This is a genomic window from Cupriavidus pauculus (genome assembly GCF_002858765.1).
Lineage (GTDB): Bacteria > Pseudomonadota > Gammaproteobacteria > Burkholderiales > Burkholderiaceae > Cupriavidus > Cupriavidus pauculus_B.
The window spans coordinates 52,176-64,503 of sequence record NZ_PJRP01000007.1; the positions used below are offsets into that span (position 1 = coordinate 52,176).

Here is a 12,328-nt window from a genome sequence, read left to right on the forward strand (position 1 = left end):
AAGCAGACAAACACCGACGGAGCGCACGATGTCCAACTCTCTGACAAGCCACTCGCCGCCCCCCCTGACCGGAGGCCGACTGGTGCTGGGCAGTCTGGCAGTGGGGCTTGCGACGTTCATGAACGTCCTTGACTCGTCCATTGCCAACGTTGCCATCCCCACCATCTCCGGCAACCTTGGCGTCTCCGTGGACGAAGGCACCTGGGTCATTACGCTGTTCGCCGCCGCCAATGCGGTCGCCATACCGCTGACAGGCTGGCTGACGCAACGCACGGGACAGATCCGCTTGTTTGTTGGGTCCATTCTCCTGTTCGTACTTGCTTCCTGGCTCTGCGGCATAGCGCCAAACCTCACGTTCCTGCTCGCCGCGCGGATTCTGCAAGGCATCGTAGCCGGGCCCATGGTTCCACTGTCTCAGGCCATCCTGCTGGGATCCTACCCGAAGGAGAAAAGCGGTCAGGCGCTGGCGTTGTGGGCGATGACGGCGACCGTGGGGCCGATTGCCGGGCCAGCGCTCGGCGGATGGATGACTGACAGCTATTCGTGGTCATGGATCTTCTACATCAATATCCCGGTCGGCCTCTTCGCCGCAGCCGTCACCTGGGCAATCTACCGCGAGAGGGAAACGCCGGCACGGCGGATCCCATTCGACGCGGTGGGACTGGTCTCCCTCGTCACCTGGGTGGCAGCACTTCAGATCATGCTGGACAAGGGCAAGGATCTGGACTGGTTTGCGTCGCCCGTCATCATTGGCCTTGCCGTGATTGCCCTGCTGGGTTTTCTCTTCTTCGTGATTTGGGAGCTGACCGAGGCCAATCCCATCGTAGATTTGCGTCTATTCAAGCGTCGCAACTTCTTGGCGGGCACCATTGCCATCTCGGTGGCCTTCGCCGTCTTCTTTGCGAACCTTGTCGTCCTGCCTCAATGGATGCAGCAATACTTGGCATACCCCGCCGTGAACGCCGGCCTTGCCACGGCACCGCTGGGGATCTTTGCAGTCCTGCTCGCCCCGGTGATCGGCAAGCTGATGCCAAAGGCCGAGATGCGCGTCCTGGCCACGCTGTCGTTTCTCGGCTTCGGGGCAGTGTTCTTCATGCGCTCCCAGTACACCACTGGCGTGGACACGTTCACGCTGGTTCTACCAACCCTCCTGCAAGGCGTTCCGACCGCACTGTTCTTTGTGCCCCTGACGGCCATCCTGCTGTCTGGGCTTCCGCCGGAAAAGATTCCGGCAGCCGCTGGGCTGTCGAACTTCGCGCGTATTTTCTGTGGCGCGGTGGGTACATCGCTCGCCACCACCGTGTGGAACAATCGCACCGTACTGCACCACGCCCGGCTCGTTGAAAATGCTAGCCCCAACAACCCGATCTATGGTGCCGCACTTCAATCCATCGAATCGACGATGCACCTCTCCCCGGGACAGGCCACTGCCTACTTTGAAAAACAACTCAATGTCCAGGCGATCATGCTGGGGTTGAACGACATCTTCTGGGTCTCTGCGCTCATCTTCGTGGCCATCATTCCGCTCATATGGCTAACCAAACCGGCACGTGGTGTAGCAGCCGGCGCGGCATCTGCTGCTCACTAACGGAATCACGTGCCATCATGTCCAGCAGGCTGACTTCGCAGGTTTTGCCCCATGACATCCAGCTTCTGGTCCAGAGCGGACGGTTGCGTCGCGCATTGCAACACCGCCTGGCGGCCGCGCTCACCTCATTCAATCTGAGTGTCGCAAAATGGCTCGTTCTTTCACTGATTCAACGCAAGGGCGAGGCAACGCTGACAGAGATCGCCGAGGCATTCGACCATGATGCTGGGGCCGTATCCCGAACAATGGGTGCACTGCGCAGCATGGGCTTGCTCGTGTCGCGCCCCGCCCCACTTGATCGTCGAAGCACCGTACTGTCACTGAGCGAAGCCGGGCAAAGTCTTTTTCAAGCGATTACGGCAAGCACGACCGTCGATGTTGAAGACATGTTGCGCTGCGCCCTTGGCCCGGACGAACTGCAGAAGATGATCAGCCTTATGCAGCAGGCGGCCTATGCTCTTGAAACAATCGTACGTAGCTAGGCCAACCGACGCAAGATTGCGGCAGCGCGCCGGATAGCGCAATCCGCTCCTGAGAAGCCAATGCACGCGATGGGCGACCACCCAGGCTGCTTGCTTGTCCATGCATGCTAGAGGCAGCACCCCTTCTGCAGTTGAATCGGCGGACACTTCACCGTACCGTAGGAACAAAACACACAACAGTCACCGTCCTTCGGTTGCAGTATGGCAGCGCAGTTTCCACACTCGTAGTAGTACTGACAAGCGTCCGTCGGCATGACTTCCTTCCTTGCGAAGCCGCAGTGCGGACATGTAAGGATCGATTCGCGCAGAATTTCGCTCATGGCTGTTGGACCACGGTCAACAGCCGTGGCCGCTGAAATTTGGAGAGCCTGCCGGGTTCCCTCAGATCGCTTGCAAGTCGGGGAGAAGGCGATCGAACTCCTGTTTGACAACCGAGTAGCACTCGCACACGCGAGCCTCCAGGCCTGGTCGATTCAGTACGTCAATAGACCCGTGGTGATAACGAATCAGGCCCGCCTCCTGCAGTTTCAGCGCTGCCGCAGTCACGCCCGCCCTTCGCACGCCGAGCATGTTGGCAATCAGCTCTTGCGTCATGCGCAGTTTGTTGGTCGGCAAGCGATCCAGGCTCAGCAATAGCCAGCGGCAAAGCTGCTGATCGATGGAGTGATGGCGGTTACAGACGGCGGTCTGCGCCATCTGCGTAATCAGCGCCTGTGTATAGCGAAGGAGCAGCCGCTGCATTGGACCACCACGGTTAAACTCGGCTTTCATTGCAGTACCGCCGAGCATGAAGCCGGCTCCCCCACTCTGTACGACTGCGCGGCTCGGCATGGTTTCTCCACCCATGAAGAGAGCGATTCCGACGACGCCTTCATTTCCTACGATGGCGATTTCGGCCGACGAGCCGTTTTCCATCACGTAGAGCAAGGACACGATCGACGTGGTTGGGAAAAAAGCATAGTCCAGGTGGTCGCCGGACTCGTAGATGGCACGCCCCAGCGGAAGATCGACGGGTACAAGTTGTGCCGATAGGCGAGACCATTCTGCCTCCGGCAGAACGGACAAGAGATGATTCCCGCGCGGGACTCCTAAGGAACGCATATCTCGCTTCCTCCGAGCAATCTTGCGCTGCGATGGCGAAACGCGGCACAAAATAAAGACTGCTAAGCATCGCATTTCAATATAGACCGTCAGATGGAATCAGGAGTGGATCCAGCGCCATTCGTATGGCGCAACATGGCTAATATGGCACCTCTGGCACCGCGAGACCCTACAGCTTGCGCGATAGCGTACCGACAGGTCTCAGCCCCCCTTCTATCGTCACACCATTGCGTCACTGCGGACGCGCGTTTGATGTGTGCGCGAACTCCGACATCGCCCGGTGCGCAGGAATATGGAGGGCTCCATGTATCACCAGCACACAGGTCATAGCGTGATTCTCTTTCCGGCCTCGGATGGCGGTTGGTGCTTCGCCGAGGTGGACGGCGCATCGGTCTATCGCTTTGGCCCCTTCGATTCTCACCAAACCGTCGACGAGCTCGTCTCAGTCTTGTTTCCCGAAGTCCACAGAGTGGAATTAAGGGATGTATCCGAGGCACTGGACGACGACGCTCTGATGATCCGCGGGAATGCGGAGCTAGTGGCAAAGAGTAGTTGCACACCACCACGCCAGGACGGGGCACACACTCATGTGGATGACCACGACACGACCGAGAAGGGCACCGTTGACAACCGGTTCGCCCCGTAGGCGCAAACTTCGCGGAGCGGCCTTCCAACGCTGCCTCGTTGTCTCTGTGGGCCCTTAGCTTTCCGGTAAGTCTCGGAGACTACCTTGGACAACTGGACCAAGGTGAGCGGCGAAGTGCTGCACGGCTAGGGACATTTTCCCGCTCTCCCCGTCGTTGCCCAGGGACGGGCGCAGATCTTCAGCAGTTCGCCCACCGGGGGCGATTGCTGCTCCGGAAGCTGGAAGTCGAGCGCAGGTTCTGAGTACCCAACGGGGGATCAGCGACGCCCAGCGCGACGGGACCGCGTTGCACACTGGGCCTGTCACGCGCCGAGGTGTCATAGCAACCGAATCGACTTCAGCGCACTACTACGACCAGTCGACTAATGGAACTGCGCCGTACCCATATATCGTCGCGCCATACATCCAGGTGCCTGGTTTTGGGCCGCACCCAAATCCTCCGCGCCCCACACCGTACGCGAGATAGATTACGCGATGATCGGGGTCGGCGCAGCATTCTGGGTCTCTGGGGCGAACGGACCGACATGCCGATCTGAGCGCGCTATTTCTTGCCGTGAACGCTCGCCCACGACCGCCCTCCAGTTCGTTCGGTTAGGGTAACCTCGCGTTCGATGCACCGCTTTGCGCCTCCCCCTTTTCCGAGCTCTTGCCCGCGATACCCCGTCCGGAGCCATCTTTCTTGCCGGGATCACGCGTTAGCGGGGGCATTAATATGCCGCAAAAGTCATATAGCATAAGTAGCAGCTTGCTTATTAAAACGCTACGTTCAGCGCGGTAAATAAATCAAAAATCTCATCTTCCGTCTCTTGTCGCACTTTCGGCAAAAGCCTACTCTTGGTCAATGCACTGCGACCTTTCGGGGAAGGCCATGTCCGCTTCGGTCATTATCGTGGACGACGATGACAGCGTTCGCGCTGACCTGACGCAGCTCCTCAGGATCCGTGGATATCACACGCGACAGTTTGCCTCCGCCGAGGCGTGTCGCGATTTACTGGCCTCGGCAGCCTGGCCCGCATGTATCGTGACGGAGTTGCGCTTACCAGGGATGGATGGTCTAGCGTTGCAGAGCGCGCTGGCTTCCCGATTTCCCTTCATTGTGCTAACCGGCTATGCGGACGTGCCAACTGCGGTCGCAACCCTGCTCGGCGGAGCCATCGAGTTTCTGGAAAAACCGGTGATGGAGGAGCGCCTGCTCGCTGCGGTGGACAAGGGGCTGGCGCTGGCACAAGCCACACACACATACAATCAGGCGGCAGCGGAGCTTCAGCGCAAATTTGGCCAACTGACACCGCGAGAGCAAGAGGTAATGTCCCTTGTGACCACTGGCATGCGCAACAAGGAGATCGCTATGCACCTTGGAACCGCAGAAAAGACCATCAAAGTTCATCGTGCGCACATCATGCAAAAGCTAAACCTCGAATCCCTTGCAGAAATGGTTCGATGCGCCGACCAGCTTGGCATGGCCCCTATCCGGCCCACATAACGCATGGGTGCTTGCGGCCGTGCAATGGGCACAGGAAAGCAGGCGAACGTGTAACGGATCGCCTGCAGCGATTCGTCATTCCGAGATCGCCGGTAGCAGTGGCGTCCACCCGCGAAGTCGGCTGTGTCTAGCAAAGCGGACGACATCCGCAAGCGTGCTACAGTGAATGCCTGCACTCAGAGCGCGAATGCCACTTGAGTGAATTCCCGCGCGTTCGCAGGGTTGGGCCTTCCCGTTTCAAAGTGATTTGGCACGTTACAGGCAACAGATCGGGGCCGCACGTACGGCAAGAGACTTTCTGGCCGACCAAATACCGAATCTGGCTGATCTTTAGGGCGAAACGCCTACAGCACCCGAGCCATCCCGTCTTCCGTAGCTACGTCCCACATTAAGCACTGCGTGGGTTTTCCATCTTCCCACAGAGTGCTTATGATCCGTCGCCCCAAGTTTCCAAGCAATGGACTGTCCACGGTACTACAGCTGTTTTCCATGCTACCGCTGTCCGCCGCGCATGTAACAGGACGTTTGCTTGGGCGGCTTGTCTACGCCGTTCCAGGCGGATACAGGCGACACCTACAGCGTAACGCCGCTCAGGCTGGCTTCGATGACCCCGTCTTTGCCCGCCAGGCCGCGGGCGAGACCGGTGCCATGATGACTGAGCTTGCGCGCGTGTGGTACCACAGTGAACGCAGTCTGGAGCAGGTCGTCTGCGAGGACTGGGCGGTGATTGAGGATGCGCTGGCCGAAGGCCGCGGCCTCATCATGCTGACACCGCATCTTGGGTGTTTCGAGCTGGCGGCGCGTTACGCCGCCGAGCGCATCTCCCTGACGATCATGTTCCGTCCGCATCGCAAGGCCTACCTCCACGATTTACTCCTGTCCGTACGCTGCAACTCGAAACTGAAGGCGGTTCCGGCCACGGCACAAGGCGTCCGTGCCTTTGTGCGCGCGTTGAGGCAAGGCGAGGCGGTGGGACTGCTGCCCGATCAAGCGCCCAAAGGTGACGGGGTATGGGTACCGTTCTTTGGCCGCATGGCTTACACAATTACGCTGCCAGGAAAGCTGGCCACACAAACCGGTGCGCCGCTGATCGTAGCCGCTGGAGAACGCCTTCCAGGTGGACGTGGTTGGCGCATGCACGTGAAGCGCCTGACGGGGCCGCTGCCTGACACCGTCGAAGCGCAAGCGGCATGGATCAATGTCGAACTGGAGGAAATGATTCGACGATTCCCCTCACAGTATCTGTGGGGTTACAACCGTTTTAAGGTTCCGTCCGGTGTGCCGTTACCAGACGCCACTTCGTAACCGGCTGCGAAGCGGCCGTGCCAAGGAATCAGTAATCGACGCACTTCGCCGGTTCGCGAGTCAGAGACTCCAACACCTAGCAGCGACGGATTGAATCTTCACGCTATGGGCGATCGGTGAAGGAACGATCCGTTGCTTTAGCCCTACCGGTGTGCGGGCGAGTCCGAGGCAAACAGGTTCAGGCCGAGGCGCTCCGACAAAAACCGCATAACCAGTTGCCCTCGCACGCTATTGCCTGCAGTGTCCAGCGGCGGCGAGAAGGTTGCGACTGCGCCTTTGCCGGGGGCGATTGTGAGCATGCCGCCGCTCACACCGCTCTTTCCAGGGAGGCCCACGTCGTAGAGCCAGCTCCCGGAACGCTCGTAGAGCCCTGCCGTCGCCATCACCGCCAGCACGCGCGGGCAAGTCGTCGCACTCACCACCTGCTGACCGGTGAGTGGGTGGACCCCGCCGCCCGCCAGGGTCGCACCCATGAATGCAAGGTCGCGAGCAGTCACCAGCAGCGAGCATTGCCGCGTATAAACCTCGATTGCTTCATCCGGATCGCAGTAGAGACGGCCGTGCCCGCGCAGAAGGTGCGCCAGTCCAGCGTTTCGTTGGTTGGTGCCGGCCTCGGACTGAAACACGCGCTCGTCGCACTCAAGCTCGCGGCCCGCAAAACGGGACAAACTCTGGCGAACGTGTTGCCAACGGTCAGCGGCACCGATGCCGGGTACCAGACTGGTGGTGGCGATGGCGCCGGCGTTCACCATCGGGTTGCTGGTGCCGTCGGCGCGTAATTCCGTCGCCATAATGGAATTGAATGGCAGCCCAGTGGCGTCCACTCCGAGCTGGGCGGCAGCCTCGGCCGCGCCAAGAGCATCGCATACCAGTGCGAATACGAAGGGCTTAGACACGCTCTGGATCGAGAAAGGCAGAGCCGCGTCGCCGATCATGAACGCGTCACCGTGGATATTGGCCACACAGATGCCAAAAGCAGATGCATCGGCTTCGGCCAGCGCCGGGATATAGTCGGCCACTTGGCCGCCTGCTTCCCCACGGATGTGCAAATAGGCCGCTTCAACCAGCGAGCGGATCTCATCCGGCCCTGGCAGGGTGCCAGTGGAGACAAAGCGTGCTGTCGGAATCGGCGGCGGGTTCATGCCTATTTTCCTGTGCTGGCCTCATGCCAGCGCTCTGGTTTCATCGGGTCGATTTTCAGTCGTGTCATGGTTCTGCGCATCGAAGACGATCATGTGTACGAGTTGCAGTTTGGCCACTACGGGTCTGGACATGATGAAGGGATAGAAATCCGGTTGCCCCATGCTGCGCGCCAGCTCGTTGAGGACCATAATCACCTCGATCCATGAGTTCATCAGTGATAGAAAGCTCGACGCGCCGGAATCATCTGGCGCGTACAGGTCTTCAATCGTGAACGGAGTCACCCTGCCATCGAGATCATCGGCTTCCAGCCCAAATCCAAGCGCAGTGCCCATGGTGTCGACTACATGCAAATAATGCGCCCAGGTCTCTGCCCAGTCCTCCCACGGATGCATCGTGGCGTAAGAAGAAATGTAGGAATCGGCCCAGCCTGCAGGTGGCCCGGATTCGTAATTGCGCTTCAGTGCCTCCGCATAGCTGGCACGCTCATCGCCGAAGAGCTGTCGGAACGGCTCAAGCCACTTTGTGTCGCGCACTAACAGATCCCAGTAGTAGTGACCGATCTCATGCCGGAAGTGCCCGAGCAACGTACGATAGGGCTCGTGGAGGTCGTGTTTGATCCTCTCACGCTTGACGTCGTCGGCCTCTTCGACATTCATGGTGATAAGACCGTTCGCATGGCCGGTCATCACTGCCGGCCCCCCTGAGGGCGAGCGCAATAAATCGAACATCACGCCTCGTTCGGGGTCATCCTCGACCTTGGACTTCACCGGAAGTCCAAGCGCGAGCAATTGCGCCACAAGACGCCGCTTCGCTACTTCAATTGCAGCCCAATAACGCGCGTTGTCAACGTCATCGAGATTCGGAATCGTGCGATTGAGACGGCAGGCAATACATAGCGAAGCAGGATCTTGCGCATCCAGCATCCAGTTGCACAGCGCCGGCGTTTCTCGATTGCCGCAGTATTTATAGACGCGATCGCTGCTGTCAGCGCTCAGCGTGTCAGGCTCGGGGCCAGGGTTAAGAGCGACCAGCGACAGGGTATCCGGTAGATAACCAAGCTGAGACTCGCAATTCAGACACTGGGTGTTACGAAAGAAAATTGCCGTGCCGCAGCGGCAGTGGTACGCATGCGAGAGCCGCTCGCCTCTCTTCCGGAACTCCCGCTCCGAGGCCAGCCGGTTGGTGAGCGATTGGAACAGTCCCAGCATGACATCCCCAGTGACGGCGGCCGACGTCGCCAAATTGTGAAGGTCGAGAGCGATATGACTGCACAAGCCGCTTGCGACACTTCGGATGAATCGCACTTAAAGCCAAGTATAGACAACACTCAGGGGTGGGCTTCCTCGGGAACCGCGAATCCTAACCACTATCACGTCCATGGAGACCGCAGTCTCGGAATCGCCGGCCCAGCGGCCGATAAGAGTGCGCTTGATCAAGATGCCCGCCCTCCAATCCTCTGCTGTCACTGAAAGCAAGGGCCGTGGCACGGAAAGTAAAGGTCGATTTCCCCGCAAGGCGTACCTTGAAATTTCCAGCAAGTCCGTCTCAGCGATCCTCTGAGACCATAGGAGCACGAAAATGGCTGCGGCAAGTATGACGATGAGCCGAGCTATCGATTACGGCCAGCGTCACCTAAGCCTGAATGTCCGACGCGGTCTCCTCTTGTTCTTCCTGCTCATCCAGGCGGCATCCATCGGTGCCTACCTGACGCTTGACCGCGCGCGCATCGAGACTGACACCGCGCGCATCCTGCGCAACACCGCCTTACTGAGGGCGGAACAGTTCGATGCCAGGCTACAGGCCATGCGCTACCAGTTGCATGTTGTCGGCGAGGCCGTGCTGCTTAACCGCAGCGTCCCCCTCGCCAACGCCGAGCCTTTCCTCGCGCAGGAACTTGCCCATGGCTGGTTGGACGCGATGCTCATTACGAACGCAGACGGCGACATCGTCGTCTCGAGCGGTGACTTCCCGATCGACAAGGCCCTGGACGGTACCGAACACTCGCTCGACAGTGTTTGGAATACCATGAAAGAGCTTCGCAGACCGGACGTGAATGAGAGACTATTCTTTTGGCGGGGCAATGGAAGCGATTCGCATTTCAGGGGCTTCCTTACCTATAGCGCGGTGCACGACGCGGACGGTCGCTACCTGGGCGGCGTGGTTGGCTATCTCGCCAATTCCACTCTGGAACAGCAGTACCTCCAAATCGGGACCCGGGGTTTTGACCTCGGCACCGGAGGCTTCGTAGCGGTGCTCGACCGAGACAGCGGTTCCGTGCTCGCGCGGATGGGCGGATACCCGCCCCTTCCAGGTCATGCAGACGCGTCCGCCGCAATTGAGGTGGCCCTGGCCGCCGATACAGCCCTGCAAGCCCACCGATTCGTCTCCCCCATCGACGGTGTGCGTCGGCAAGGCGTGTTCCTCAACATCAACCGGGGAAAATGGGTGCTGGTGGTGGCCGCATCGGATAGCGCCTTCCTGCATGGCTGGCGACTGCGCGGGTGGCTGGGCGCTGGTGCGTTTCTCGCCATGGCTTACCTGCAGTGGATGCTGCTGCATTATGCGAATGACAAGTTCCTGCAACGCGAACGCCTGACCCGGCTGGCCCTGCACGATCCCTTGACGGATCTGGCGAATCGTCGTCGCTTCGACGAGTGGGTCCGGGTCGCCCGCAATCAGGCGAATCGCCTTGGTGTACCGCTGTGCGTGTTGTCCTTCGACCTGGACTTCTTCAAGAGGGTGAATGACACGTACGGACATGACGGTGGCGATGCCGTCCTCAAGCACGTGGCCCACCTGCTGCGCAGCTCCCTGCGTGAAGGGGACATTGCCGCTCGCTTTGGGGGCGAAGAATTTGTCGCTGCCCTGGCCCATACTTCCCTGGAGGGAGCCGCGGAGACTGCCGAACGCATTCGCGCCAGCATTGCCGCCGAGCCTGTGAAGTTCAACGGCCAGACCATTGCGATCACCACCAGCGTCGGCGTCGCTCAGATGACGCCGGCTGAACTGGCAGCCAGCGACAGCATAGAGATTGCACTCGCCCGCGCCGACCAGGCGCTGTATCAGTCCAAGAGAAATGGCCGCAACCAGGTCTCTGTGGCCCCCCATGACCAGTGACTGTGAGGAAGCATGGCTGACATCGCACACAATTTCCCTGCGGCACTGAACGTCTCGGAACCACCACTTCCCAGACTACCCAGCGGGCCCTCAGTATGGGTTCAGAACGATCCCTCAAGGCGCCCATCGATGAAGCGCCGAAACAAAGCCGCCGGCGATAGCCGGCGGGTGTCAACAGCTCGATAAATGAATCGGTCCAGGGTACGCCCGATCCATTCGCGACCGCGTGAGTTTTGCCCGTGGTGAAGTTGCGCGATGGCAGGTAGTGCCGCTGCGCCCAGAATACCGGAAAGCACGACAGGTGATAGAACGAAGTGAAGTGACCCTGAGTTCGCTTTATGAGATTGAGCGAATCCTACTGCCTGCGCCCAGGCCCTGGTCCACGCTCTCGGGATGCCGGACAGCTACGGCGAGAACGGATCGCGCGTTGATCGGTCGTGGCGGCGGCACCTAAAGCAGCAGGCATGGCGTAGGCAGTGGGACCGGCAAATCAGCCTGTGATCTTGCCGTGAGCCTACGCGTCGGCCCAGGTGAACAGGGTTCCCGCGTCGATCATTTGGATGGCATAGGCTCGTGCGACAACCATGGCCTCGCCATCTGAACGGAATATGCCAGGCGCAGTAAGGTAGCCCGTTCTCCGATCGAAGATGTTCGCCGGTGAACTGGAACCATATACGCGAACTTCACCAGTCCATCGAGCCTGCACTTTTGATGCCGCGGACACTTCGTAACCAAAGTCCCCATAACGATGGATCGGGCCGATCCTCGCATCGACCCAGCGCATGCCGGCGCTTGTCGCTTTCTGCGACGCCTCTTGCGCTGTCCGATAGACATCCGGGCCAAGATCGATCACGTGATCAACAGCCGAATTGGCACGATGCTCCGTCACAACCAGATGGGGGCTGTACTCGCCGCTGCCAAGCAGTTGCGGATTACAGTTGATCGTGTACCGCCTGTAGGTAGAAGCCACGTGACGCTCCCAAGTTCGTGAAAGCCTAGCATGACGAAAGAACGCTCCATCGTCCTTAGCAGCTCAATGGCACTTGGCATCCTCAACGACTAAAAGACGCAGGCCCGGCGGATCGAACCCTCAGTTGCTGGTTTCCGATTCAGGGAAATTCAGCAGAATTTGATCAAGTCCAACATGCTTCCTGCAGGGGATGACCGTGTGTAAGGGCAACCATCGTGCGAGCCGTGACCGGATTCTTGTCGATTCGAAGCAGCGCTTCGTTCATTGCGTCGCTCGCCGCAAGCTCGCGAGTCGGATAGGCGCTTCCATGGTTGCTGAATGTCGTGCGACCGTCGATGGTATAGGACCAATGCCAGTGCCTATATGTCCTCTCGACAACGTCAAATTTTACATGGCAATCCTTGTACATCAGACTCTCGAACATAGTTCTCGCATTCAAACACAACTTGAGTTAGTAACCCTCAATACTCCAAAAGGCCATCGATTTCGGCCC

The 12,328-nt window shown here is 59.3% G+C and carries 11 protein-coding genes; 6 read left to right on the forward strand and 5 right to left on the reverse strand.

Translation table 11 applies throughout. The features are described 5' to 3' along the window. Window positions 1-28 precede the first annotated feature (28 nt). Complete coding sequence (locus CYJ10_RS16150; RefSeq protein ID WP_101682511.1) at window positions 29-1,588, forward strand: DHA2 family efflux MFS transporter permease subunit; 1,560 nt, start codon at window positions 29-31, stop codon at window positions 1,586-1,588. 17 nt (window positions 1,589-1,605) lie between these two features. Further along, window positions 1,606-2,070, forward strand: coding sequence for a MarR family winged helix-turn-helix transcriptional regulator (locus CYJ10_RS16155; RefSeq protein WP_180862954.1), 465 nt, complete (start codon window positions 1,606-1,608; stop codon window positions 2,068-2,070). A 107-nt stretch (window positions 2,071-2,177) separates the two neighbouring features. Here the strand turns inward: CYJ10_RS16155 and CYJ10_RS34770 are convergent, their stop codons facing one another. Together CYJ10_RS34770 and CYJ10_RS16165 are read right to left on the reverse strand one after the other, a co-directional pair. Further along, window positions 2,178-2,390, reverse strand: a complete 213-nt coding sequence (locus CYJ10_RS34770; RefSeq protein WP_101682513.1) for a GDCCVxC domain-containing (seleno)protein — start codon at window positions 2,388-2,390, stop codon at window positions 2,178-2,180. Window positions 2,391-2,451: 61 nt separating this feature from the next. Next, window positions 2,452-3,171: a Crp/Fnr family transcriptional regulator gene (locus CYJ10_RS16165; RefSeq protein WP_101682514.1), complete on the reverse strand. Its 720-nt coding sequence runs from the start codon at window positions 3,169-3,171 to the stop codon at window positions 2,452-2,454. A 304-nt stretch (window positions 3,172-3,475) separates the two neighbouring features. Here CYJ10_RS16165 and CYJ10_RS16170 point away from each other — a divergent pair, with 304 nt between their 5' ends. The 3 genes from CYJ10_RS16170 to CYJ10_RS16180 all read left to right on the forward strand — a co-directional run bounded on the left by CYJ10_RS16170 (window position 3,476) and on the right by CYJ10_RS16180 (window position 6,605). Beyond that, entirely contained in the window at window positions 3,476-3,817 is a 342-nt protein-coding gene (locus CYJ10_RS16170; protein ID WP_146002054.1) for a hypothetical protein, read from the forward strand. 868 nt (window positions 3,818-4,685) lie between these two features. Beyond that, window positions 4,686-5,300, forward strand: a complete 615-nt coding sequence (locus CYJ10_RS16175) for a response regulator transcription factor (RefSeq protein WP_180862955.1) — start codon at window positions 4,686-4,688, stop codon at window positions 5,298-5,300. 429 nt (window positions 5,301-5,729) lie between these two features. Further along, window positions 5,730-6,605, forward strand: coding sequence for a lysophospholipid acyltransferase family protein (locus tag CYJ10_RS16180; protein WP_101682517.1), 876 nt, complete (start codon window positions 5,730-5,732; stop codon window positions 6,603-6,605). Window positions 6,606-6,748: 143 nt separating this feature from the next. Here CYJ10_RS16180 and glsA read toward each other — a convergent pair whose 3' ends face one another. After that, window positions 6,749-7,747: a glutaminase A gene (gene glsA, locus CYJ10_RS16185; protein WP_101682518.1), complete on the reverse strand. Its 999-nt coding sequence runs from the start codon at window positions 7,745-7,747 to the stop codon at window positions 6,749-6,751. A 21-nt stretch (window positions 7,748-7,768) separates the two neighbouring features. Beyond that, entirely contained in the window at window positions 7,769-8,956 is a 1,188-nt protein-coding gene (locus CYJ10_RS16190; protein ID WP_101682519.1) for a zinc-binding metallopeptidase family protein, read from the reverse strand. A gap of 370 nt (window positions 8,957-9,326) precedes the next feature. Here CYJ10_RS16190 and CYJ10_RS16195 point away from each other — a divergent pair, with 370 nt between their 5' ends. Then, on the forward strand, window positions 9,327-10,865 hold the full coding sequence (locus tag CYJ10_RS16195) for a sensor domain-containing diguanylate cyclase (RefSeq protein WP_101682520.1): 1,539 nt from the start codon (window positions 9,327-9,329) through the stop codon (window positions 10,863-10,865). Window positions 10,866-11,379: 514 nt separating this feature from the next. Here CYJ10_RS16195 and CYJ10_RS16200 read toward each other — a convergent pair. Next, the gene (locus tag CYJ10_RS16200) at window positions 11,380-11,835 is read right to left on the reverse strand and encodes a hypothetical protein (protein ID WP_101682521.1); all 456 of its coding nucleotides are present in this window, start codon (window positions 11,833-11,835) and stop codon (window positions 11,380-11,382) included. Window positions 11,836-12,328 lie beyond the last annotated feature (493 nt).